The following is a 25,327-nucleotide window of genomic DNA, read 5'->3' on the forward strand; positions in this document are numbered from 1 at the left end:
GGATTTGAGCCATTTTGCAACCGGTTGCAAAATTACGTTCGCCGCCCGTGGGCGAAACACTTTAGTCGCTGGCGGCTCCCAGCTTACTCTTTAGTTGCCCCCGCACGTCCTTCCCGTCCACCTGCTTCTCGGCCATCAGGAAAAGTCCCTTGCCGCCGCTGGCCTTCTCCCAAAGGGTGCCGATCGCGCGTTTCTCGTCCGTGTCGGCTGCGTCCGTCAGATGCGCACCTTTGTATTCGACTACGAGGATGCGCCCACCGGCGAGTTCGGCCACGAAGTCGGGATAGAACTTGCCCGAAGCCGTCGGCAACCAGAATGCATTCGGGTGCCTAGGTACGTTCCTGATCCAGTGCTTCGCCTCGGTCAGGCTGTCCAGTAGCTTGGCGCAGTTCAACTCCTCGCCCTCATCGGCCCCGTCGAAAGCAGCAACCTGATCCCAGCCGGTGAAGTGCTTCGAGAACCGATAGGAGCCACGATAGGTGCGGACCCCGGCGAACATGTCATTGGCGAACACGAAGCCATTGTCGAAGGAGATTTCCGGCTTGGCCTCCGGCGCAAACAGCGAGCGTTGATAGACGCCCTTGCGCTCCTTGGACCGAATATAGGCGATACGATCCTTGACCATACGGGCCAGCGGATACTTGCACTGCATCAACGCCGATAACGGGATGTTACGCGGGCCGGTAAGGTAATTCACGAGGTCTGTCAGCCAACGGACAAGCTCGCCCTGGCCGATGAACTTGTCGCGGACCTGCCGGTCGAGAAACAGCACGAGCGTCTGTTCGCTCCAACCCTCGACGGGGATGTCAAGTAGGAGCTGGGCGCTCTGATTGGCGTGTTTCACAAACAGTCGTTGCTGGTCGATGTCGATCTCGAACGTGTCTGCCGTCTCCTGAACGGAGAAGTCCTTCGGCTCCAGCTTCGGAGAATGACCGGCGAGCGACCAGTCGTGGTACTCCATGAGAATGTCAGTGTCGGCCAGTTCAAGCTCGCCCTGCACCCACGTCATCAGCGCCGGGACAGTGAAGGTCTCGCCCCGCTCGGCAGGCGAGGCTTGATGCAGATGCTCCGCCTCGTAGCTGGAAACCCGGTCGGAAAAGCCGCCGACTTCCGTTTCGGGCAAGGCGGCGATCAGCTTCTCTTTCTCAGCAGGGCTAAGAAAGCCCGTGATTTTGACTATTGCCCTGCCGTCAGCTCCGGCAGTGATGCGAACCTTCGACGGCGCGGCGGCTTCCAGTTCCTTCACGGCGGCGGGATCGGCGTCTAGCGACACTGTAACACTTGGCTGCGGACGGCGGGCATGGCCGAATAGGCCCTCGGTGAGGGCAATTTGCTCGGGCAGGATGTTATCCTCGGCCTCGCCTTCCTCGAAGCCCATGGCAACCAACCGGTCTTTCAGGGCATAGGCGGCTTCGGAGAAGGATTTCGAGGTCAGGCTGGCATAGGCCCGGTTGAGCGAGGGGATAGACCTCTGCTTGGCATAGGGCATCCGCAGCACGCGCCCGAGAAGCTGCTCCGCATCAGTCGTACTGTGGATGTTGGCGACCGAGCAGAACACATAGGCGAAGGAGCAATCCCAGCCCTCTTTTAGTGCCTCTACGGTGATGATGAAATCAATCTCGCAAGCAGGGTCGAATAGGTTGATGCCGTCGAGTTCTCGTTGGTCGCCTGTGGCAACGGCGATCCGATGAGCTGCGATGCCTTCCACGTCAATCAGGTGCTGCTTGAGCACAGCGACAGTGACCTCCTCGTCCTTGTTCTGGGCCTGAAATAGGACAATGGGGCGGATGTAGTCACGTTCCCGACGCGCATCCTCGGCAAGCTCGGAACGTTTTGAGATCGCGCCGGTTACGGCAGCCTGCCAAGTCTGATGCTCCGAGAGCATGACCGGCAGCTTGATCATCTGCTCGTCTTTCAATTCCTGAGCGGAGACAGAATGCAGAATGTTTGAGTTGGTGCGCGGGGTCGCGGTGAACTCGATGATCGCAGTCGGGTTTACGCGGCTTTGCATCTCCCGCGACAACCCGGTCACGGCCTTGTGCGCCTCGTCAACGATCATCAGCGGGCGGTGCAGGTGCATCAAGTTAGCGAACGAGAACTTGATTGTGCCCGCGCCCCTGCCGTCTTCGATGGTCTCCAGCCCTGGCATCTTGTCCGGCACGCCGGTGAAATGTGGCTCCAGCATCTCGTGGTGGGAATAGACCTTGCGCCCCTCGGTGTCCTTGACGCGTAGCGTCTGGATCGTGGCGACGACGACGCAGCAATTCGAGCGCAGGTCATGCGGCAGGAGTTGGGTGAAATTGCCGATGTCGAAGACGCGGACGCGACCGGCAAAGGCATCGTCCAGCGCTGCACGATAGGGATGTCGCGGGTTCTTGAGCGCGTCTACAGTCTGTTTGCGGATCGTGGTCGTCGGCACCAGCCACAGCACCAACGGGAAGTCGCGTTCGATCCACGTTTCCTTGGCAATGTTGACAGCGTGGGCTGCGAGCACGGTCTTGCCCCCGCCAGTCGGCAACCGGAGGCAAACATAGGGCGTCTCGTCCAAACCATTCAGAGCCTTGTAGGAACCTGCGAAGCCTTTCAGCCGCTTCGCCATCTCCGGTTCAGCGACAATGCCATCATAGGCCGCGCTAGGGCCTTCCACGCGGGCCTTTTCGAGGAACCGTCGCAGAGTGCCGAGCGTCTGGCCCTGATAAGTCTTGAGTTGCATCACGCCCGCGCCTTTACGTCATAGGGGGTCTGTTTGAAGGTGATCTGTTCGTGCAGCAGCGAAACATCAGACAGCGCGGAGCGTTCGCCATAGACTGTGATGGGACCAGCGAAGCCCTCGGGCAGCGCATCCCGGATCACGGCCAGCGTCTTCCTCGTCAGCACGTTGCCGCCGCTGACCGACTTGTCGCCCAAGATGCCGTTGTAGAGCAGCCCATAGGCACGGCCATCATGAACGCCGAGCACTGGAGACAGCGGATCAGGCTTCGACCATGGGAACCGGACCTCCGAAAACCATACATGCGCCGCAAGCACTGGGAACTCGATGTCGGGGCGTATTTGACCGGTCTCGTCGAATACCGATGCGCCGAGACGATAGAAACGGAAACCGCCGCCACCCTTCCAGTTCGCCGCCTCGGAAATGCCGCCCTGTTCACCATCCACGACTTTCTGCAAACGCGGCTGGCAATGGGTCTCGGCGTGGTCGCCCATTTCGATGCCGATGTAACGCCGCCCCATCTTCTGCGCCACGGCGGCAGTTGTGCCCGAGCCAAGAAAGCTATCGAGTACGAGGTCGCCGGGATTGGTGGCGATGGTCAGCACCCTCTGCAGCAGGCGCTCCGGCTTTGGGGTGGTGAAAACGTCGTTAGCATCCAACGCTACGACCTCCTTTTTTGCCTCTTGGGTGTGGCCGACCTCTGCGTGCTGCCAGATGGTCTGCGGCACCCGACCACCCTTCACTTCGGATAGAAACCGCTTCAATCGAGGCACGCCGTTTCCATCTTTACCCCACCAGATGCGATTGTCCGCGTCTAGTTCAGCTAGCTTCTCCTTCGAGAAACGCCAATACATGCCCGGCGGGGGGCCCGCAATCACCCGTCCCGCTGGGTTGGTGATGGCGTAGGTCCCCGCTCCATAGAAATTTCGAGCAGAGAAGTCGCCGGAGGTCCAAAGTCCGCGAGGATCGTTATCCGGGTTCTTATACATAGCGTCCTGCTTCTCAGATCGCGGAAGCTCATTCGGACGCCAGACGTCTTTGTTACGCGCAAAAACCGAAACATAATCATGATCTTCGGAGAAATACTGCGCCGAGTTCTTCACCGAAAACATCTTATGCCAGATTACAGTGGTGACGAAATTCCTCCGCCCGAACACCTCGTCCATCACAACCTTGAGGTAGTGGCCCTCGTTGTCGTCAATGCTGACCCAGATGGAACCGTCCTCTGACAACAACTCACGCAACAGTTCGAGGCGAGGCCACATCATGGCCAGCCACTGCGAATGCTCAAGATTGTCGTCGTAGTGTTCGAATGCCGACCGCGTATTGTAGGGTGGATCAATAAAGATGCACTTCACCTGACCGGCATAGAAGGGCAGCAGTGCCTTCAAGGCATCTAGATTGTCGCCCCGAATGAGCATGTTGCCAGTGTCGCGGTCGCCGCAGCCGAGGTCGGGGACTTCCTCCAGTAGCCTATAGGGCACGCTCTCGCCAGCCCTGATATCATCGTCCCTTGTCAACCATCGCAGCGTCGGCATTCGATAAGCATAGCCCCCAATTCGCAGAAACGATGCCTAGCCGATTTACGTCAATGGTCAATGGTATATTTGACAAGGCCAGTTGCGTCGAGCGCCATTGCTTCTGTAAGGACTTCGTTGAACGAGGCTTGCTCTGACCGCGACCATTCTGACGGCCTATACCGGCCGCATTAGACGCCAATGATTTTAGGGCTTTGCACGACCCGCCTTCCAACGGTGCCGCGTTGCCCGTTCGCTGCACCATGGTAAGATACCGCGCATATTCGTTTTGCCTCATCATTTTGCACCCAGTTTCAAAAAAGTGAGGCACCAATGAATAGCGGCAAAACATCCGGCAAGTTCATGGCAAGTAGCGCTGTTACAAGTTAAAGCTCGAACCCAGTTCCCCAGCTATGCAACGGCCAATGGTTATCAACCTCTGGCTCGACTGTGAAATGGAAATCCCGCAGCCGCTTTTCTCGAAAGTGCCAGCACAAATCAGAAAATTGCAGACGTGTCACCTTCAAAGCAGAGATTGAGGGTTGGGGAGCGTTCTGTTCGAAACAAGAACCCAGCGTCAGTAATGTCGGTCTTCATCGGCGTCGGCACCCAGAAAGTGGCAATAGCAGGCCAACGAAATTTTGAATTGAGCGACACAACGCTAGCACCAACGATGAGGTAGGTGAATTCTACCGACATACGAGGCGGACCGGGCTGAACGACGTGTCCCGTGCTTCCGCGTGGAAGGCCCACGAACTCGCCGCTCCAAGAACCAATCTCGATCTCAGGAAGTGAAACGGATTGCCCACCTCTCTTGGCTTTTGCCGTAGAGCGCGCTTGCATTCGATAGCCCCTGCATCACAGTTTCAATCTCAACGACGCCGCGACGCATAGCGGCGCGAGGAATGACGGAGGCTAAACGTTTCAACATCGATTTCAACATTTCGAAAATCGATGTTGATTTTATTGCACAATTTAGAAGGGGTTCGATCCTCCTTAGCTCCACCACTAAATTCCATATATCTAACTATGCAATAAAATCAAGCCGATAGACGAATTGCAGAGCGATGACTCAGACCAAACTAGACCAGCGTTTCAGACCAATCTTGAGGACGAGCTAACATAAGCACACCGCCTGACGGCTCGCGGCCTGCCAACACTTGATCTCTATAACCTCAACTACCTCTCCGATTCCAACGCTCCGGTAGGCGCATCAGAACTTATCGAAGACGTTAAGAAGAAGCGTTTCGAGGTGTGCAGCCGACTTGTTAGCGCTGACTCTTAGGGAGTTTGGGTGCCCGCAGCCGTTCCGAATGTCTAAGCAGCCCTTGAGTTCCTTCTTCACGTTGCTGCCAAGGATAGAAATGTTCTCGCAACGGTCTAGGAAGTTGCTTTCTTTCATCGCGCCAAGATCGTCCGTTGTAACAGCAGCCTTCCACCGCGAGTCGACCCGCAAAGCCTCAGCATTGAACGCCGTGAGGTGGTGAGCGTGAACATGCTTGTGCAATACATCCATGGCACCGAGCCATCCCATCACGATGGCAGAGCGGTAGAGGCCCGCCTCATGGCATTTAATGGCCTCTTCTACGAAGTCTCGAGTTTGGTGGTCCGTGATGTTGGCAAGATGCTTCCGCAAGTCAACCGCAACCTGCATTGCTGCGGGGCTGATGGTCGCTACCCCCAAATGACGTAGGTGAAGCTTGCCGGTTTCGGTCAGTTCCCAGCCGGTCGTTCGGACCGCAAGCCCCTTCGAACCGGACAAGATGGTTGAGATATTCCAGCTCTTAGGCTCTCTGAAGCCAACCGATTCGGCGACAGCGACAATATCCGCGACCTGTTGCGGCTTGTCTTGAGTCGCGAGTACTAGCAACAGCTTATCGAGACGCGTTAGGCCCCGCTGAAGCCATTTTTTCAACTCATCCAGCGTTAGCAAGCTTCGCCTCTAGGTTTTTCAGTTCGCTTGCGCTCAATGCATATTTGTCTGCGCCAAGCTGGTTGACCTTCTTCGCCTTGACGAGACTTGAAATGGCAGAAGTCAGGTTCTTGCTCATGTTCTTGTCGTAGTAGCTCGTCGCCGACTGCATCTCAAAGAGCATTTGCTTACGGCTTGCACCGGACACGCTCTTTGCGAGTTGCAGATGAGCGAGAGCGCTAATGACCAACTCCGGTCCTGACTTAACGTCAAGGTGAGCGGCAATGGAGTTGGTCGATAGCTGCAGGCCCCCAGAATTTCCAGCGCCGCTCTGGTCCGAACTGTCTTCATCATCTACGGAGATATTCTCTTCTGGAGGGGCAACCTTCGCGAGGTCGGTCATTGTTATCAGAAGCGACTCAAGTCCTTCTTTGAGGAAGGCGGGATCACCCTCATATTCAAGCTCGATGGAGCCAACCTTCAACTTTATCTTTGCTTGATCAGCCATGAAAACCTCTAAGATATCCGATAGTCAATACTTAACAAGTCAATGCCTAAGTTGTCACATTCGTCAATACAACCGGGGCTGATTAGGGCGCTTGTCCAAAGGAAATTGGGCGGCGCGGCGGGCCATTGCGTACCAAGCTGACGACAGGCCATCGGCAGCGATCCGTTTCGGCAGCGTTCAGGGGTTCGGGGAGAGGCTCATCGCACTGACCTATGGATAGAATTGCCACCGCCTTATTAAGAAGGCACCTTCGGAATTAGCGGCCTACTTCGGCAAGGAACACTTCAACGTCCTTCAGGACATCGACGCCCTGATCAAAGAAGCTCCCGAGGCAGAATTGAATTTTCAAGTCTGCTCCTATCAGGCCGTCGAAGGTGGCCGTTCGTACCGCATGTTCGATATGACCCGTGATGGCTTCGCTCTTCTGACGATGGGCTTCAACGGTAAGAAGGCGCTCCAGTTCAAGCTGAAATGCATCGACCAGTACGATGCGATGGAGGCGACCCTGAAGGCGCTGCCTGTCTCGGCCTCTACACCAGCCATCCCGATCACCTTCGCGGAGGCCTTGAGGCTGGCCGCTGACGAGGCCGGAAGCGATTGGCTGCGCCTCTAATCACCACCTTCTCCTTCCTCTCCAACTCCATCTGCGTCATCTTGATCGATGGCCAGCCGTGGTTCATCGTCCGCGATGTCTGCTTCGCCTTGAACGTCTAAGTGCGGGTGAAGAACGGCTACACCGAAGTCTACACCAGCCGCCTCCAGGAGACCGTGAAGGACCATTGCATTACCCACATCCACGGTGTGGGTAAAGACGGCCCCGGTCTGTTGGCCATGCACGAGTGCGCCCTCTACCGGCTCATCATGCGCAGCGACAAGCCAGAAGCAGCACAGTTCCAAGACTGGGTCAGTGAAGTGGTCCTCCCGACTATCCGAAGGGACGGCGGCTACATCCTCGGTAAAGAGAAGGTTGTCACTGGCGAGATGAGCGAGGACGTGGCGCTGGAATGGATCTCTGACACAGTTGACTTAACGCCAAACACACGCGAACCTCTGATCAATATGGGAGATCGACATGGCGAAGAAGCCTATCAAGTTCACTGGCGATGAAGGCGACGATGTATTTCGCGGAGACGTGCGCGACAACATAATCCGTGGTGAAGGCGGAAACGATACACTCGCAGGCGCGGGCGGGAATGACCGCATATTTGGCGGTGAAGGCAACGACACCCTGCGTGGAAATGCAGGGGCTGATCGGCTTGACGGTAGCGAAGGCGACGACTTTCTCTTCGGTGGCGCTGGGGATGACCTCATAATCGCGAAGGCGGGCAACGATTTTATCAACGGCGGCGCGGGCGATGACCTCTTGGTGCTAGATGGGGTTCTTGCCGAGTGGCAGGTCGAGCAACTCGATGGCACTTGGACCCTCACGCGCGGCGACCAAAATGTAATGTTCAAAAACATCGAACTCCTGAGGTTCGATGATGGTGTAGTGGAAACTGAAATTCATGGGCCGTTAATTGACGGCCTGATCTAAGCATGTTTTGGCGCGGGCCATGCCGTAGGCGCTTTCTGACTTATGCCAACACCGTGCCCGTATCCATGTCGTAGAACACAATCGTGCCATACCCGCCTCGTCACCATCAAGAACAACACAGTCGTCGCTAACAGCCGGGACGTGGCCAGCTTCTTCGGTTAAGTCCCACAAGAACGTACTGCGGGATGTGACCCAACTCACCGGCCCACCAAGAGCTGACCGATGACTGCCGGACGGCGTTGGACGTCAGCAACATGCCAACGAAACAGAACGCGATGAACAATGCCGGACCAAACAACCACAATGGCAAGTTCCTATCCCTTGCTGAACCTCAGTTCCTCTTCACCAATGCCGGCGGCCAATAGGTGCCGTTGGCTACCCCGTCGATCGGCCCGTAGAACCGGAAGGTTAGGCGGAATTTCTGGCCCTTCGGTATGGGCAACCAGTTGCCGTCTGGAGCGTCCGCCGGCTTCTCCGTGGCAAAGTACAACGTGAGCGAACCATCGGCCCCGTACTGCGGATGCGTTTGTTCGTTAAGCAGGTAGCGATTCAACGGATTGGGCAGAACGCGGAAGCGTGTGTTATCGACCGCAATTACCGACCAAAAGTAATGCGCGAAGCGTGCCGGCAGCGCATCCTTGGGAAATGTCAGTGTGTAGCTGTGATCTCCACTGAGCTCGGCACCCTCAGCGTCAACACCACCACGGTAGTAAAGCACTTCCGGCTTGATGTTGGCCCAGATGCCGCCATTGTTGACCAGCGTCCGAGTCAGATAGTCCATGCCGTATTCGCCGACGACACTGGGGCGTGCCCAGCCATTGTGAATAACGCCATGGCCGATAATTGTCCCAGCCTTCGCGATTTCGGGGAAGGCGTGTGCTTTGATGACGCCGTCCACACGCTTGCGTTCTTCGGCACTATCTTTGACAGCGACAGCGATCGAGCGAACCCGCGTCTGCAGCTCTTCAAGTCCGACATTGATGTCAGGCGCGCTGTCGAGGGCGATTGTCGCCGCATCAAATGCTTCGACACCGGGCAGTTGTCCCAGGTCAAATATCGGCGTCTTCGGGATTTCCGGCAGCTTGGGGCTACCTGTCGGCTTGAGCTTGAACTCGTGCTGAAGTGCGACCGCTCGATCGGGATCGTCGCCCAAAGCGACACGAGCAAGCACGCGGGACGCGGCAACGGGGAGATCAATCCGCCGCATACCATCCGGCAACGCAACGTTAGCGCCGCGAAGGCAGACAGCGTAATCGCCGGATGGATGATTTGGAAAGAGCCGCTCGTTGATGTTGGCGAACGTTTCACCCCAGCCGTTCAGGAACTGCACTGTGTAATAACGATCCTTGATTTCCGGAACCGTCACGATGGCGCAACTGGTCTCGTCGACAGCGACCCAGGCCTCTGAATACGCAACGTCAAGATTTGGGTTTGGCCAGTCAACTGCGCCGGGCTTGCGGTGGATCAGCTCGTTCCATTTGAAGCCCTCCTGAAAATCCAGTTGCTGCTGCCGCGTCACAAGAAGGCGGCCAAGAAGATAGATGTAGGCTTGGCTGACTTCTTCATCGCTCGCGGGGCCAGCTCTTGAAACGGTGGTAGCCGACGACATTGCCGAAGCAAGCAGAAAGATGAACACGTAACGCAATAGATTCATGATCTTTAGTCCTCCGTCGTAGCGCAAGGATGTGCTATCGCGCGCGCTAAAGGAAGATTCGTAACGGTAACATTAAGTAACATGGCCACTGTGGGCGATGTGCTCGTGAAGGTGCCGATTGCGCGTTCCGACGACTCAAATGAGGGCCGAAATCCACCAACGGGGATCCTTCCCGACGCTCGCGGCCAGACGCGCCGGGAAATTTTGCACCCGGCTTCAAAAAACTTCCCGTGGTATCCAGGGTTACAATACGTTGAAATTGTTGTATTTTTCTGTTGGTTTCCCTCACTTGATCCCCACAAGTGGCTGATTTATGAAATTTTCTTAGTCGCCCCAGAGGACACAAAAAGCTGCAACGGCCGCTTTGCGCCCGCCATGAGCGATCGTTCCTGAGTGGGTAGTTGTCTCGTTCTCGCGGCCACCAGCTTTCACGGTGGGAGTCCTGCCTTCAGGAGTCCCTGGCGAAACAGATCTAGTTGCTCCGGGCGCTCTAGGAGCAGTCCTCGCCGGATGAAATCATCCGTCGAGAAATTGCGACACAGCTCAAGCAACTGCGCCCTTGCCCTCTCGGTCGCAATCGTGTCACCTACCTGTGCGTAACAAGCGACCAGGCGCGCGTACGTGAAGGGGCCCGGGCTTGGCAGTTCCTCTAACGCAGCAGCGGCATCCTCGTAGCGGCCAACAAGGTAGAGGGCGTTTCCGAGTGCGGCACTGTACCATGGCGGCGGAAACGGGTTCAGTCGGAACCCTTCATCGATCCATTCCATCGCTTCATCGAGTTTGCCGCGCCGGGCCAGCAGACCGCCCATCTGCACCAAGGTATTCGCGTCGTTGGGATTGATCTGATAGGCCCGGCGATAGTGTCGTTCCGCCAATTCAAACTCGCGTCGGTTGACGTGGATGAGTGCCAGCAATCGCTGGCAACCACCTTCGCCTTCGTCAAGCGCTACCGCCTTACGCGCAAGGGCCAACGCTTCATCAAGGACATCAGATGGTGAATTGGCGTAGCCGTTGAGCGCAATTTTCGCCAATGCAAGATGGGCATGTGCTAGTCCGAAATGCGGATCTCTCTCGATCGCGGCGCTGAACATGGTGAGGGCGTGCTGATTGTCGTCTTCGCCATAACTTCGAATATGAGCAAGCCCGAGCAGATAAAATTCGTAAGCTACGAGGCTTGTCGTCGGCTTGCGCAACGCCTGACGAACATCCGCGTTTTCGATCTGTCCCACGAGGGTAGAAACAATCATCTGGGTCACTTCGTCCTGGATCGCGAACATATCCTGGACCTCGCGGTCGTAGCGTTCCGACCAGAGGTGCATTCCGCTGGCCGCTTCAATGAGCTGTGCGACAATTCTGATCCGTTCGCCGGCACGGCGAAGGCTGCCTACGACGAGATATGTCACACCCAGCTTCCTGCCAATCTCATCTAGGTCGGAATGCTTATCGCGAAAGCGGAACGACGATCTCGCATCGATAACGGTGAGCGAACGAAATCGCGCAAGTCCGGAAATGACGTCCTCGGTAATTCCGTCGCTGAGTATGGCCTGGTCCGGTGATCCCCCCAAATACTCGAAGGGCAGTATGGCTATCGAGGTCGGCCTTGCCAGCGAACCCGCAGATGGCCTGATTGCCGGTGCATCCCTCCAGTGCCACACATGAAGGGGATGGGCAATGTTCTTGAGCGATATCTCGCCACCATCCAAAAAATCCGAACGACGACCCGTGTTGAGCTGTCGATGAACCAGATCAGAAATACAAACGCCGCCAGGTTCCGCTGCTGCCTCCAGGCGGGCAGCGATATTCACACCGTCCCCCAGCAGATCTTCCCCCTCAATCACGACATCGGCGAGATTGATGCCAATTCTGAGGATTAGAGGGAAATCAACCCGCTGATTTTTCCGGCGGGTCTCGAGCCTCGATTGAAGCGATATCGCGCAATCCACCGCGTCTACCACGGAGTTGAAGACGACGAGGGAGCCGTCCCCCATCAACTTGACTATTCGCCCTCCGCGCGCTGCAACTTTCGGACCCAAGATCGAAGATTGCAGATGCCTAACTGAGCGAACGGTGCGCGTTTCGTCGGCCTCCATCAGACGCGAATACCCGACGACATCGGTTGCCATAATTGCCGCCAGCCGTCGTTCGACGTGTCGCTTCGCCATCGCGATCTCCGTATGAATGCCGGATAATATTACCGCGCTCTCAAGCAGCACGAAAGGGCCGTGTCATTCCTTGAACCAGCGCCGCACGGTCATCTGGGATGGCCGCGAATTGCGGAGTACACTGCGGGATACCGGTTCGGTGGACCGTAACTCCGCCAATCTTTCTTCCGGCGCGCCTCCGGCTCAACGCCGCTCCAGAAAAACGCATACACGCCGGAAAGCTCTGTTATTGGCAAAACCGTGTTGCATCTGGTGCTCGGACATTGCAATTTTTTAGTTTGAAATGAATTGGATGCTTGCTTGCAAGAACAGCACGTTGCGTACTTCCCAGCTCAGACAGGATCATCACGGATTTGTTTGAATTATTAACCCATCCCTGGCTGCACGATCTGATCGCCTCCTACGGGCTGCCTACGCTGTTCATTATACTGATGTTCGAAAGCATCGGCGTGCCGTTGCCCGGCGAAAGCGCCTTGATCGCATCGGCCTTGTACGCCGGCTCGACACATCAATTCAGTATTTTTGCGGTGGTCGGCGTCGCCGCACTTGCCGCCATAATCGGCGACAATATCGGATACCTGATAGGTCGCACGGTCGGTCACACATTGCTCGAACGCTACGGCTACCTGGTGAAGCTCACGCCAATGCGACTGAGGATTGGCGAATACCTGTTCATGGAGCACGGGGGCAAAATCGTCTTCTTCGGCAGATTCATCGCCTTCCTCAGAACTTTCGCCGCGCTGCTGGCCGGCGCCAACAACATGGCATGGAATCACTTTCTCGTCATGAACACCGGCGGCGGCATTCTCTGGGCAAGCGCCTATGGCTTCGGTGCCTACCTGCTCGGTGAGCAGATTCACCGGTTTGCGGGGCCGATCGGGCTTGTGCTGCTTTTCACAGCAGCAATCGTCATTCTGGTCGGCGCTCTTTTCATCCGTCGCCATGAGAAGGAACTGGAGCGCAGGGCAATCACGGCTCTGGATGCCCATGGAGCCCACTCTGGCTTGGGCGAAAACCCGCATTAGGAATCCGGATTTCGACATCAAATCATTGGGCGGCCAACGCTGTTCGGGGCGGAGTTCCCGTGTGGAAACCCGCCCCGAAACCTGTGCTCACCGAGGTTGTAGCGCGATCTACGCCGCCAATTTGCCCCGGGATGCGACGAAGATGCCCACCACAGCCGCCAGAGGCACCAGCCAGGGCGCGTAGTCAAGCACGCCCAGGCTGCCGGTCAGCGTGGAATAGTTGACGATGACAAGCACTGCGGCGACGGCCAGTCCGATCGTGGCGAGTATCGCGATCAGAAGGTTTCCTGCCCAGGCGTCGCTCTTGCTGCGGCTTTTCCAGGTGAAAGCAACCATCGACAGCGATGTCGCTGCCTGCAACAGGATGATCCCCAATGCCGCCAGGCCGAAGGTGCTGGAAAGCACCGTCATCAACGGATCGGCATCGCAAAGCGCAAACACGGTGACCAGAACCGAAGTGGCCACGGTGACCGAAATGCTGGCCACGTGGGGCGATTGCAGTTGCGGATGCAGCTTGCTCAAGGTCTTCGGCAGCATGCCTTCGCGACCCAGTGCGAAGAGGTAGCGCGATGCCGCATTGTGCAGTGCAATCGTTGCGGCCAGCGCGCTGGTTGCCATCAGGAGCTCGGCGGCAACGGTGAATGCCGGATGCGTGTATTGCGCAAACGCCCGGAACACCAGCGTGCCTGGGTTTTCGGCAGCAGCTGCGACCACCTTGTCGTCGCCGAATGCAAGCACGATGCTCCACATGGCGATGGCATAGAACACCGCGATGAAGATGACGGCGGCAATCAGCGCCCTGCTGACCGTGCGATGGCCACCCTTGGCTTCCTCGCTGTAGATCGCCGCGGATTCAAAACCCAGGAACGACACGAATGCGAACATCAGGCCGATACCGAAAGAGCCGCTGAAAATGTTCGACGGCGCAAACGAAGTCAGCGTGACGGTGGCCGCACTGCCCGGCGAAAACACCGTCATCGCCAGCACGACCAGAATCAGCACTTCGAGGATCAACATCACGGCGAGCAAACGCGCGCCCATGGTGATTTCGCGATAGCCGATCAGTGCGACGATCACCAGCGAAACGGCCGCCCAGATCTTCCAGGAGATATCGAGACCGAGATTTTCCGCGAAGAACAGGCTGGCAAAGAAGCCGAACCCGGCAGCACTGCCGACGACCATCATCACATAGACGATGATGGCGACGAAGGCCGCAGCACCGCCGGCATACCGCCCCAGTCCGTGCCGGACATAGGCATAGAACGCTCCGCCGTGCTGGACATGCGGGCTCATGCGCACGAACCCCACGGCAAACAGGATCAGGACAAGCCCGGCAACCAGATAGGAGCCGGGCATCCCGACACCATTGCCCAAGAGCACGCCGAGGGCGCCGTTGCCGACAATGGCGGCAAGCGGCGCGGCGGCGGCCACGACCAGAAAGAAGATATCAAAGGCCCCCAAGGAGCGTTTGGGCGCAAGACTGGATGAAGACATGGTGTTGGGTGTCCATCATTGACTGAAGAAAAGTGTGTTGACGCAGATTCCTGCGCTGCCCTCAGGGAAGCGTTACCCGTTTACCGTCCAGAGGGGTAGGGAAAGGTCCGCGCAGCAGCTTGTTGTTTTCATCGTAGAAACGGGCGGTTGCCGTGCCGGTGAGCGCATCGCCGGCAACATCGATCTCATAGGTGATCTCACCCCAGCTGACGAATTTGGCAGTCTTCCGGTCCGCGGTGACTTCGACGAATTTGCCGAGGATCTTGCCATCCTTGCGGGCCCAGATGCCCTTGCCGTCGCTGTCGCTGTTGTCGGGATTGCCGGCGTCGGGATTGGCCTGCTGCATGGTGCCGTCAGCGTTGAAGACGAACATGTGATGGGTGAACGGCGCATCGGGCGCCTTGACGAACCAGGTGCCGACAACGCTGTCGACCTTGGCGGCGTCATTGGCGGCCGCCGTGGCAGTCATGCCGCCGAAGGACAGCAAGCCCACGAGAATTGGTGCTGCGGCCTTTCTGGCAAGTTTTGAAACAGTGGAAATACGCAAAGTATGCATTGGTAGTCTCCCAGTTGAATTCCATTCAAGGATGACGCCAGACCCGTACCGTTCCCAAACCCCGTATTATTCTTGCCGGGACGGTATCGGGCCAGACGCCGGTTACATCTAGCTGTTGTGCCAGGGCCGCCACATCGCCTTGGCCTCGTTCCAGTCGTCTTCGCCTTCCGGCGATGACGGGATGTAGCGCGCGCCCGGCACCTCATGCGCCGGCAAGGTCCATGAACCGCGTTCGACCAGCCTGCCGATGTTGGCGCGGTAGATATCGTCCACGGCAGCATGACGATCAGGGTCGCGATCGAGCCAGAGATTGCGCGGATGGATCGGCTTTTCGTACATGCGGGCAAACAGCTCGGTGCGCAGGTCCTTCATCCAGTTGGAATTCAGGTTCATGGTGCGGAACTGGCGCAGTGCCTCCACATCGATCAGGCCGGCCACCATCGTGTTGGCACCGCTTGCCGAATACGAGATGATGTTGCCCCGGTAATCGACGATGTGGCCGTTGCCGCCGGCGATATCGATCGGGTGCTTGGAACTCGGGGACAGGTAGACCGGGCCGATATTCGGGCACAGCATGTAGGCGCTGTTGAAATCGGCGTGTGCACGGTTCTGAATCATCCAGCTTCCGCCGCCCGGATAGGACGAACCCGTCATCGGCATGGCTTCCGACGGGCGGTAGATGATCTCGGCGCCATTGAAGGCTAGCGCCCGCACCGCCTCGGGATATTCCCCGTCCGAACAGCAGATCGTGCCGATATTGCCGATGTCATCGGTGCGCAGCACCGGATAGAAGGCCTCGATGCCGTCGCCGAACATCTCGACCCAGCGATCGTAGACGTCATGCGGGGTGCAGCTGCGTTCACGGCACCAGATATGGTTCTTGGCGGCTCGGTGGACGACTTCGCCCTTGCGGTCGATGACGAACAGCGTGTTGAAGAACCGGTCCTTCATCACATCGGGCCAGCGCGCCTTGCATTGGCCGATGATGTAAGTGTCGTAGTGGCGGGCGAGCTTGCCGAGGGCTTCGGTCTCCTCGCCCGGCAGATCGATGAACATTTCCTTTGCCGCGGTCACGTGCGGCACGTCGAAGATCTCGTCGGTGAAACCGGTCAGCGCGCCCTCGGCCAGCGCCACGATCCGCACCGGGGCATTGATCGAACAGATCGAAATCGAGGCGTGTATGGCCTCTTCGATCGTCTCGAGATTGTGACGGATGTGCCGCCGCTCCGCGATGCCGGTGACGATGGTCGAGAGACCGATCGCCATGTAGGGCGCTACATAGTCCGAACGCTTGCTCATGCTCTGCCTTCCAGATGCCAAAAACCGCCGATGCGGCAAACACGGAAAGGGGGCAGGCAATATCGTGCTCCCCGCCTCGACGCGATGCCTTGGCACGCCCCGAAACGTTGGCACCCACTCCCCCTCGAATGTCCCGTAGACTATTCAGACATTTCGGGGGTGGGCTATCATACTGAAGTACGACAAAAGCAGCCGCCCATTGCAACCTGAACCAGGCATCTAGTGCCGGTTGTGGAGCTTTCTGATCAGCTCGGCGCGGCTTCGCACGCCCGTCTTGCTCAGAATGCGGCTCACATGCGTCTTCACGGTCGGCAGCTCGATGTTCAACCGTCGGCAGATTTCCTTGTTGCAGATCGCCGCGCCGATCAGCATCGCAATTTCATGTTCGCGTGGCGTCAGGCCTGCTGCGTCCTGCCAGGCATCCTCCGCCTCGGCCGGTTCGAAGACGCTGCCTTCGACAAATTCGACAAGCTTGTCGAGGAAAGAGAGATTGTCGGTGGTGAACGCTCCGGTGGATTCGTTGCGCAGCAGGGAAGCCCCCGCGACGATCTGCGATCCCCTGCGGAAGTACAATTCTGTCTGATGCACCGTCTTTTGCGGCACGAGGAACTGTTCGAAATACTCCCGCGCGCTGACATCGCGACGAACAGAATCGCGCGTCAGCAGTTGCAGGCGGGCGCGAGATTGGCTCATGCGCTCGGGATGCAGGGGATCAAAACGCCAGAAATGATGGTAATAGCGCTCCAGCCAATAGGGCGACAGGCTGGACAATTGATGATCCACCACATGCCGTCCGCCTTCGACGCGATAGAAGCAGCAACCGGTCAGCGGCATGGCTGACGCCACCAGCGATAAGAATTGATTTCCGAAACCCGTCCGATCGAACTGCATCCGGCCGCCTGTGAATGGCAAAATGTGATAGTGAGAGGCCATGCTAAAGCCTTTCGCTGGGCGTGGCCACACAAAATTTCGTCGCACAAGGCCTATTTTGCCGGGCTGCGCATCCGCGACGCTCCTGGCTTGAATCGTCATCCCCAAGAAATCCTTTAAATAAAGTTATCTCATTGAATATACAGTTTTTTATGGTGATTTCTGGGTCTTTGAGGCTCGCATTTTCATGGTCTTGAAAAGGGATTGTTAACCTTCATTTCCTATTCGATTGGGTAGCAAGTCGTCCCTCCGGTGCTTGAAGGTATCATGCGTATTCCCCGAACGAATTTTAATCCCGCCGCCTTTGGAAACGAAGAGCAGAGCCTGCGCTCGACCGAACAAGAAAAAGCATACAAGGAGGGTGTCGCATTGCAGCGCCTGAGAGCATTGGGCGAACGCGCCTGCCAACCCGATGACGTCAACTGGGAGAGCCATTTCTTCCTGGCATCGAACGTTCGTTTCACCCGTACGCCGGAGCGCGCCATCTCGGAAATGCAGACCGTGCCGGAAACGCAGTCTCCAGAAAACCCTATCTCCGATGCCGAAACGCCGGCAGCCGAGCCGCAAGTGGAGGGTCCGTCGGTCGATCAGCTTTACGAGGCGCCTGCCAGGGCACCGCGCATCCGTACCGCAAGCCAGGAAGCTGCCGAGCCTTCGGCGGATCGATTTTCCACGATGATGGTGCTGCAGGGCAGGATGGACACCAAGGCCGCAATCCCGGACGTGCCAGTGCTGAGACTGAATGCCAGCAGGCCCGAGAAGGTGGTAAAGGCCGAACCGACTGTTGACCCGATTGTCGAGCCGGTTGCCGTCCAGGCCGAGCCGGCCCGCTCTGCGCTGTCGCAGCTGTCGGATTTCGCATTCTGGGAATCGATGGCATTTGCGCCTCCGGTCGAGCTCGATCAGCCGACGGTGCTGCGCGAGATCGCCTCGACCATGGCCGCGGAAGTCGTCCCCCAGCCCATCCAGCGTCCGGCATCCTCCGCAATCTCGATGTACAAGGTCATCGAATGCGCTACGCCGAAGGAAGCGGCCAAGGCGGAACCAACGGTACCCGCGGTCACGCCGTCCGTCGCAACGGCCATGCCCGTCACGTCGGTGCCGCCAGCCTCATTGCGTGCACCGGCCTGGCCTTGGAGCCAGCGACCGGCACCGCAGCCGGCCGCAGTCCAGACCGAACCCCTGCCTGTCACCACCATCGAGGTGCCCGAGGCCGCACCGACCGTGCGGGCGGTTGAAGCGCCGGTAGAAAAGCCACAGGCGTCTGTTGCGGAAGTGACAGGCGTGGCAATCTCCAAGCCCTTCAAGATCGAGCCCGCCAAATACGAAAAGGCGGCGCATGGCGAGTACGAGTTTCCGCCGCGCGCGCTGCTGCAGGACGCACCGGCAACTGTCGGCGTGGTGATGACGCAGGAGCAGCTCGAGCGCAATGCTGGCCTTCTGGAAAGCGTGCTAGAGGATTTCGGCGTTCGCGGCGAGATCATCCATGTCCGCCCCGGCCCCGTCGTCACGCTCTATGAATTCGAGCCCGCTCCGGGCGTCAAGTCGTCACGCGTCATCGGCCTGTCCGACGATATCGCCCGCTCGATGTCGGCGCTATCGGCCCGCGTCGCCGTCATCCCCGGCCGCAACGTCATCGGTATCGAACTGCCCAACGCTACCCGCGAAACGGTCTATTTCAGCGAAATGATCGATTCCAAGGATTTCTCCCGCAACAGCTACAAGCTGCCGCTCTGCCTCGGCAAGACCATCGGTGGTGAACCTGTCATCGCCGAACTCGCCAAGATGCCGCATCTTTTGGTTGCCGGCACCACCGGCTCGGGCAAGTCGGTAGCCATCAACACGATGATCCTGTCGCTGCTCTACCGCTTTACGCCGGAAGAATGCCGCCTGATCATGGTCGATCCGAAGATGCTGGAACTGTCCGTTTATGACGGCATTCCACACCTGCTGACTCCCGTGGTGACCGATCCGAAGAAGGCGGTCATGGCTCTGAAGTGGGCCGTGCGCGAAATGGAAGACCGCTACCGCAAGATGTCGCGGCTCAGCGTCCGCAACATCGATGGCTACAATGCCCGCGCAGCCGTGGCCCGCGAACAGGGCGAGACGATCACCGCCGTCGTCCAGACCGGTTTTGAGAAGGGAACCGGCGAGCCGATCCACGAGAGCCAGGATATGGATCTCGCACCGATGCCCTATATCGTCGTCATCGTCGACGAGATGGCCGACCTGATGATGGTTGCCGGCAAGGAAATCGAAGGCACGATCCAGCGGCTGGCCCAGATGGCGCGTGCCGCCGGTATCCACCTGATCATGGCCACCCAGCGCCCCTCGGTCGATGTCATCACCGGCACGATCAAGGCGAACTTCCCCACCCGCATCTCCTTCCAGGTGACGTCGAAGATCGACAGCCGCACGATCCTTGGCGAACAGGGCGCCGAACAACTGCTCGGTCAGGGCGACATGCTGCACATGGCCGGCGGCGGGCGTATTTCCCGCGTCCATGGCCCCTTCGTGTCCGACGAGGAAGTCGAAAAGGTCGTCGCCCACCTCAAGACGCAGGGGCGGCCGGAATATCTCGAAACGGTCACCACCGACGAGGAAGAGGATGCGGCCGAGGAGCAGGATACAGCCGTGTTTGACAAGAGCGACATGGCCAGCGAAGACGGCAACGATCTCTTCGACAAAGCCGTCAAGGTGGTGCTGCGCGACAAGAAGTGCTCGACGTCCTATATCCAGCGTCGCCTCGGAATTGGCTACAACAAGGCCGCCTCACTTGTCGAGCGGATGGAAAAGGAAGGTCTCGTCGGCGCCGCCAACCATGTCGGCAAGCGCGAGATCATCCGGGGCAACCATCAGGATACGCCGGTCGAGACGAGCGTGTCGGGCGACGACTGATCGCCCGACTCCAAGTCAGAAAGCGAGCCGCCAGACCATTCCGGCGGCCGCACAGGCCATAAGCGTCACGATCACCGAAGCCTTGAAGCGGAAGATCGAAAGCGCCGCGGCACAGGCCAGCGCGACGGCGGGCCAAACCACCGATCCCGGCACCGGCACATCCATCGAGACCGGTCCGGATTGCCAAGGCCGGACTTCGCCAAACAGCGTGTGGATGGCAAACCAGATGGCAAGATTGAGGATCACCCCGACGACGGCGGCCGTGATCGCCGACATCGCCCCGGTCAGGGCCGCATTGCCTCTCAGCTTTTCGATGAAGGGCGCGCCGAGGAAGATCCACAGGAAGCACGGGACGTAAGTGACCCATGTGGTCAGAAGCGCCGCAAGGGTCGCTGCGACAAGCGGGTTGAGTGCTCCCGGTTCGCGCCACGCACCCATGAAGCCGACGAACTGAACCACCTGAATCAATGGCCCCGGCGTCGTCTCGGCCATGCCGAGACCATCAAGCATCTCGCCGGGCTTGAGCCAATGATAGTGCTCGACCGCCTGCTGGGCGACGTAAGACAGGACCGCATAAGCGCCGCCGAACGTCACCACCGCCATCTTGCTGAAAAACAGTCCGATCCCTGTGAAGACATTGTCCGGGCCGAGCAGCACGAAAAGCCCGACCAGCGGAACCAGCCACAGCACGAGAAAAACGCCGGAGATTTTCAGCGACCAGGCGAGATTGGGCCACGCATGCGCAGGGACTGCCTCTCCCAGACGCGAATCCTTATCCGTCAGGACTGGCCCGGATCCAGCTTTATGGCCACCGCCCATCCGGAACAGCGGCGAGCCCATCCTGCCGCCGATATAGCCAAGGACGCCAGCGCCGAGGATAATCAGAGGAAATGGTATGCGGAAGAAGAAGATCGCGATGAACGCCACCGCAGCGATGCCGATCATCAGCCCATTCTTCAGCGCCCGCGAGCCGATGCGGAACACCGCCTGGACGACCACCGCCAGAACCGCCGCCTTGAGCCCGAAGAACAGGCCCTCGATGGCGGCAACGTCGCCGAAGATCACATAGATGTAACTGAGAGCGAGGATCGACAGAAAACCCGGCAGCACGAACAGGCAACCCGCCATCAGTCCGCCCGCCGTCCGGTGCATCAGCCAGCCGAGATAGGTTGCAAGCTGCTGCGCCTCGGGGCCGGGCAGCAGCATGCAGTAGTTCAGCGCGTGCAGGAACCGGTGCTCGCCGATCCAGCGTTTTTCATCGACGACGATCCGGTGCATGACCGCGATCTGTCCCGCCGGCCCGCCAAAACTGAGCGCGGCAACCCGAAGCCAGACCCGAAACGCCTCGCCGAACGAGACGCCATGCCCTTCATGCCGCACGACTTCGTCCGTTGTTCCTGCTGTTTCCGTCTCCATGATGCTTGTCATTTCAGGCTTGCCGCTTGGCTGACGGCCAGTTGTGGGTTTCTCCCGTCGCGTCACGGCACCAGCGGTAAAAGGCGTCGTAGAGCAACAATCCCGCCTCCAACTGCTCGAGATCGTCCGAATACATACGCGACAGCCCCAATGAGGCAGCCAGCAGGCCAGCGGCTTCCGGCGCAAGATCGAGGCGGGCAGTGTCGGCTGCCCGGACAATTGTCGCAAGCCGCAGGAGCGGTTCGGATGTCAGGCCAAACGCCTCGACCATCACATCGAAAGTGCACAGTTCGCCCTTGTGGCTCCACTGGACGTCCCCCTCGATATCGAATGGCATGGCGTCGAATTCGGCAGCGACCGCCTCGACCTCAGGGGCTGGCACGAAAAGGAAAACCGCGCCTGGATCGATGAAGCGTCGGATCAGCCAGGGACAGGCGATGCGGTCGATTTTCGGCCGGGCTCTCGTAACCCAGACGGTCCGGCCCTGCGCATCTCTTCGCGGCACTGTCGAAACAGGGACCAGCGGCAAACCCGACATCCGCCATGCTTCAACGCCCCCTTCCAGCACATCTGCCGGCACATTGCGGTTTCTGAGCCAGGCCGCAACGCCATGGCTGATCTTCTTGCCCTTCTGGCAGATGAGGATGGTCGCATCAGCAGCAAGATCATCGATCCAGCCCAGCTCTCGATGATCGCGGCGGACAGAACCTGGAATGAGACGCGGATCTAGGGCGAAATCTTCTTCGGTCCGCACATCGATGAGGACCGGGCAATTCGGCGTGCCAACAAGGCGAGCCAGTTTTTCGACGGATATTTCCTGTGGGGATGGCATGGCGCGTCCTCCGTTTGCCGGTTGAGTGGACGCGATACTTAGGCTGACGCCTCGTGGGGCGATCGCGGCCCCATGGTCATTTCATGCCAATGATGGCTTCGACTGTCAAGAAGAAGAAGCGACTCGCTTCGATTGCGCGTTGCGCATCGATCGCACTGCCGGGTCGACATATTGCTGCAACCAGCAGAGATGTACCCTTACGTCCAAGAACTGCGTCGAGATTTTGCTAGGGCCTGCCGTAAAAATAGGTTAGGCCGTAAACACCATTCGAGACCAAAGGGCGGATATCCGCTTGATGAGGGAAGGCATGCATTCGACCAATCGCGAGCGTGACGAACCCGTTGTGGAGCGGAACCTTTTCGGCAGTACCCGCCATGACCGCCTGGCGCTGGTCGGACCGATATCAGTTGCGCGCTGGCTGCTGGTGTTCGTGCTGCTTGCCGGCGTTTACTTCTTTCATGGCTTTATCGTTCCGGTGCTTGCAGCGCTGGTGATCGGCTTTGCAAGCTGGCCGCTCTACCGGAGGCTGCTCAACTCCATCGGAGGCAGTCGCACCTTGGGTGCGACGATAGCGATTCTGCTGGTCGTTTCATTTATCGTCGTGCCGATTTCTATTGCCGCCGTCTACGCGGTCAAGGAAGTGAAGATCTGGGCAGCCTGGGCAATAGAGGCAAATGGATCCGGAGCGCCTGTTCCCGCTTGGCTTTCCGGCATTCCGGTTGTCGGCAGCGAACTTGCCGAGCATTGGACGCGCTATCTCAGCCGTCCCGGCGGCTTGGGTGAGCTCGTCCAACTGGTCAGCGGCTCCAATATCGGCAACATCTACAGGGGCCTTGTGGTCATCGGGGCTTCTGCCTTCCAGTCGTTCCTCACCCTGCTGTTCATGCTGATCACGCTGTTCTTCGTCTATCGCAACGGCGAGGATCTGGTCCTGCAGCTCGACCGTATCGGCGAGCGGGTGCTGCCCGCCCGGTGGGAGCGCGTGTCTCGGATCGTGCCGCTGACGATCAGTTCCACCGTGACCGGCATGACCATCATCGCCATTGGCGAGGGCATCGTGCTCGGCGTCGCCTACTGGCTCGCCGGCGTCCCGTCGCCTGTGACGCTTGGCGTCATCACCGCCGTGATGGCCCTCATACCCGGTGGCGCGCCCCTCAGCTTTACCCTGGTATCCATCTACCTGGTTGCCAGCGGATCGACGATCGAGGGCATAGCGCTTCTCACTTGGGGCTCGACCGAACTGTTCATCGTCGACAAGACGTTGCGGCCGAAGCTGGTCGGCGGGCCGATCAAGCTGCCTTTCCTGCCGACATTCTTCGGCCTGATCGGCGGGGTGAAAACAATGGGCTTCCTCGGCCTGTTCGTCGGCCCCGTGCTGATGGCGCTGCTTGTGGCAATTTGGCGCGAATGGCTGCACGAAATCTCCCAGCCGCTGGCGTCATCCGTTTCTGCGCCGGTGCAGGCGAGCCGCCCGGAGCCGCTGCCCGAACCGGTCACATCAGAAATCCGAACCTCGGCAAGTCCTAGAGCATCATGAAATCCTGCGCGCCGAGCTGTCGCCCCGGCGCCACCCTGGCAAACTGAACCTCAGCTGCACCGCCGCTGACTGCAGCAGTTTGTCCCTTTTGTTCAGTTCGGCACCAATGTCTGGCGAACCATTGCAGTCACTAGGATCCGGTTGCCGGTTCAAAAACGGAACGGCCGACCGGAAGTGAGTGACAAGCCGTCATAATTCCGTCACCATCCCTTTGCGACCGGAATACCGGCGTCAATGCACTCGCAATGATGGAAACACTCGCTCATGAAACTTGCCACATTGAAAGATTCGACGCGTGACGGCCGCTTGGTCGTCGTCTCCAGGGACCTCACTCGTTGCTCGGATGTCGGCCACATCGCACGCACCCTGCAAGCCGCACTCGACGACTGGGAATACGCCGCCCCCCGGCTTCAGCGCGTTGCCGAGGGTATCGAAACCGGGGCACAGCCGACCATGCGCTTTCATGAGCACGATGCTGCCTCGCCTTTGCCGCGCGCCTATCAGTGGGCGGATGCATCAGCCTATGTCCACCATGTCGAGTTGATGCGGAAGTCGCGCAACATGGACATGCCGAAAGATTTCTGGACCGATCCGCTGATGTATCAGGGTGGCTCCGACACCTTCCTGGCGCCACGCGACGCCATCCCGCTTATCAACAGCGACCTTGGCCTGGACATGGAAGGTGAAGTTGCCGTCATCGTCGGAGACGTCCCGATGGGTGCATCGGTCGAAGAAGCCCGCAACGCCATCAAACTGGTCATGCTGGTCAACGACGTCAGCCTGCGGGCTCTCTCTGTCGCCGAAATCGCCAAGGGCTTCGGTTTCTTTCAGGCAAAACCCTCCTCGGCCTTCTCACCAGTAGCGGTGACGCTCGACGAACTCGGTGACGCCTGGAAGGACGGCAAGCTCGACCTTCCGCTGCGCGTCGATCTCAACGGCAAGCCCTTCGGCCGCGCCAACGCCGCAACCGACATGACCTTCGATTTCGGCCAGCTTGTAGCTCACGCAGCCCGCACACGGCGACTTTCGGCCGGAACCATCATCGGCTCGGGTACGGTCTCCAACCGCTTCGAAGGCGGACCCGGCAAGACCGTCGGTGGTGGTGGAGTGGGCTATTCCTGCATCGCAGAGATGCGCACGGTCGAGGCCCTGTCCAACGGCACGTCGACGACGCCGTTTCTCGCGGTCGGCGATGTCGTCCGTATCGAGATGAAGGACAAGGCCGGTCATTCGATATTCGGTGCGATCGAACAGAAAGTCGAAGCCGTTACCCAAGCATGAGCCTTGCGGTGTCACAGTGCGGGAAATTGCGGTCTAGCATCGGCATCTGCAGTTTCTCGCCC

18 protein-coding genes and 1 pseudogene are annotated in these 25,327 nt (G+C 58.7%); 7 read left to right on the top strand and 12 right to left on the bottom strand.

Features of this window, described 5'->3' with window-relative positions; genetic code table 11:
* Positions 1-61: 61 nt before the first annotated feature.
* The 4 genes from JJB09_RS11305 to JJB09_RS11320 form a co-directional block, all read right to left on the bottom strand.
* A complete protein-coding gene (locus tag JJB09_RS11305) occupies positions 62-2,713 on the bottom strand; it encodes a DEAD/DEAH box helicase (protein ID WP_201657645.1) in 2,652 nt (883 codons plus the stop codon).
* On the bottom strand, positions 2,713-4,248 hold the full coding sequence (locus JJB09_RS11310; RefSeq protein WP_201657648.1) for a site-specific DNA-methyltransferase: 1,536 nt from the start codon (positions 4,246-4,248) through the stop codon (positions 2,713-2,715). Before JJB09_RS11310 ends, JJB09_RS11305 begins: the two co-directional genes overlap by 1 nt.
* A gap of 1,192 nt (positions 4,249-5,440) precedes the next feature.
* Positions 5,441-6,160: a hypothetical protein gene (locus JJB09_RS11315; protein WP_201657651.1), complete on the bottom strand. Its 720-nt coding sequence runs from the start codon at positions 6,158-6,160 to the stop codon at positions 5,441-5,443.
* Positions 6,144-6,647, bottom strand: coding sequence for a hypothetical protein (locus JJB09_RS11320; protein WP_201657654.1), 504 nt, complete (start codon positions 6,645-6,647; stop codon positions 6,144-6,146). Before JJB09_RS11320 ends, JJB09_RS11315 begins: the two co-directional genes overlap by 17 nt.
* Positions 6,648-6,882: 235 nt before the next feature.
* Here JJB09_RS11320 and JJB09_RS11325 point away from each other — a divergent pair, with 235 nt between their 5' ends.
* From JJB09_RS11325 to JJB09_RS11335, 3 genes and pseudogenes are all read left to right on the top strand, one after another.
* Positions 6,883-7,260 carry a Rha family transcriptional regulator gene (locus JJB09_RS11325; RefSeq protein ID WP_201657943.1) on the top strand — a complete coding sequence of 126 codons (378 nt, stop codon included), beginning with the start codon at positions 6,883-6,885 and terminating at the stop codon, positions 7,258-7,260.
* A 170-nt stretch (positions 7,261-7,430) separates the two neighbouring features.
* A pseudogene (locus tag JJB09_RS27115) lies at positions 7,431-7,631 on the top strand (BRO-N domain-containing protein); the annotation flags it as partial.
* Positions 7,632-7,719: 88 nt separating this feature from the next.
* Positions 7,720-8,181 (top strand): calcium-binding protein, encoded by a 462-nt coding sequence (locus JJB09_RS11335; RefSeq protein ID WP_201657657.1) that lies wholly within the window; start codon positions 7,720-7,722, stop codon positions 8,179-8,181.
* A gap of 331 nt (positions 8,182-8,512) precedes the next feature.
* Here the strand turns inward: JJB09_RS11335 and JJB09_RS11340 are convergent, their stop codons facing one another.
* Complete coding sequence (locus tag JJB09_RS11340) at positions 8,513-9,835, bottom strand: DUF1214 domain-containing protein (RefSeq protein WP_201657660.1); 1,323 nt, start codon at positions 9,833-9,835, stop codon at positions 8,513-8,515.
* A gap of 428 nt (positions 9,836-10,263) precedes the next feature.
* The gene (locus JJB09_RS11345) at positions 10,264-11,997 is read right to left on the bottom strand and encodes an adenylate/guanylate cyclase domain-containing protein (RefSeq protein ID WP_201657663.1); all 1,734 of its coding nucleotides are present in this window, start codon (positions 11,995-11,997) and stop codon (positions 10,264-10,266) included.
* 353 nt (positions 11,998-12,350) lie between these two features.
* On the opposite strand from JJB09_RS11345, the gene JJB09_RS11350 reads away from it, so the two are divergent.
* Complete coding sequence (locus JJB09_RS11350; RefSeq protein WP_246748670.1) at positions 12,351-13,022, top strand: DedA family protein; 672 nt, start codon at positions 12,351-12,353, stop codon at positions 13,020-13,022.
* A gap of 108 nt (positions 13,023-13,130) precedes the next feature.
* Here JJB09_RS11350 and JJB09_RS11355 read toward each other — a convergent pair whose 3' ends face one another.
* The 4 genes from JJB09_RS11355 to JJB09_RS11370 form a co-directional block, all read right to left on the bottom strand.
* Positions 13,131-14,516 carry an APC family permease gene (locus JJB09_RS11355; protein ID WP_201657666.1) on the bottom strand — a complete coding sequence of 462 codons (1,386 nt, stop codon included), beginning with the start codon at positions 14,514-14,516 and terminating at the stop codon, positions 13,131-13,133.
* Between the two features lie 61 nt (positions 14,517-14,577).
* A complete protein-coding gene (locus tag JJB09_RS11360; RefSeq protein WP_201657670.1) occupies positions 14,578-15,072 on the bottom strand; it encodes a hypothetical protein in 495 nt (164 codons plus the stop codon).
* A gap of 108 nt (positions 15,073-15,180) precedes the next feature.
* Positions 15,181-16,371 carry a nitrilase-related carbon-nitrogen hydrolase gene (locus tag JJB09_RS11365; protein ID WP_201657672.1) on the bottom strand — a complete coding sequence of 397 codons (1,191 nt, stop codon included), beginning with the start codon at positions 16,369-16,371 and terminating at the stop codon, positions 15,181-15,183.
* A 219-nt stretch (positions 16,372-16,590) separates the two neighbouring features.
* Positions 16,591-17,205 carry a helix-turn-helix transcriptional regulator gene (locus JJB09_RS11370; protein ID WP_246748671.1) on the bottom strand — a complete coding sequence of 205 codons (615 nt, stop codon included), beginning with the start codon at positions 17,203-17,205 and terminating at the stop codon, positions 16,591-16,593.
* A 363-nt stretch (positions 17,206-17,568) separates the two neighbouring features.
* Between JJB09_RS11370 and JJB09_RS11375 the strand changes: the two genes are divergently transcribed.
* A complete protein-coding gene (locus JJB09_RS11375) occupies positions 17,569-20,199 on the top strand; it encodes a DNA translocase FtsK (RefSeq protein WP_201657676.1) in 2,631 nt (876 codons plus the stop codon).
* Positions 20,200-20,214: 15 nt separating this feature from the next.
* Here JJB09_RS11375 and chrA read toward each other — a convergent pair whose 3' ends face one another.
* Together chrA and JJB09_RS11385 are read right to left on the bottom strand one after the other, a co-directional pair.
* Positions 20,215-21,627 carry a chromate efflux transporter gene (gene chrA / locus JJB09_RS11380; RefSeq protein ID WP_425523708.1) on the bottom strand — a complete coding sequence of 471 codons (1,413 nt, stop codon included), beginning with the start codon at positions 21,625-21,627 and terminating at the stop codon, positions 20,215-20,217.
* Between the two features lies 1 nt (position 21,628).
* Complete coding sequence (locus JJB09_RS11385; RefSeq protein ID WP_201657678.1) at positions 21,629-22,447, bottom strand: chromate resistance protein ChrB domain-containing protein; 819 nt, start codon at positions 22,445-22,447, stop codon at positions 21,629-21,631.
* Positions 22,448-22,754: 307 nt separating this feature from the next.
* Here JJB09_RS11385 and JJB09_RS11390 point away from each other — a divergent pair, with 307 nt between their 5' ends.
* Positions 22,755-23,984, top strand: coding sequence for an AI-2E family transporter (locus tag JJB09_RS11390; RefSeq protein ID WP_201657680.1), 1,230 nt, complete (start codon positions 22,755-22,757; stop codon positions 23,982-23,984).
* 264 nt (positions 23,985-24,248) lie between these two features.
* A complete protein-coding gene (locus JJB09_RS11395; RefSeq protein ID WP_201657682.1) occupies positions 24,249-25,265 on the top strand; it encodes a fumarylacetoacetate hydrolase family protein in 1,017 nt (338 codons plus the stop codon).
* Positions 25,266-25,327: the final 62 nt, after the last annotated feature.

It is taken from the genome of Phytoamicus setariae, from assembly GCF_016722925.1.
Taxonomy (GTDB): Bacteria; Pseudomonadota; Alphaproteobacteria; order Rhizobiales; family Rhizobiaceae; genus Rhizobium_E; species Rhizobium_E setariae.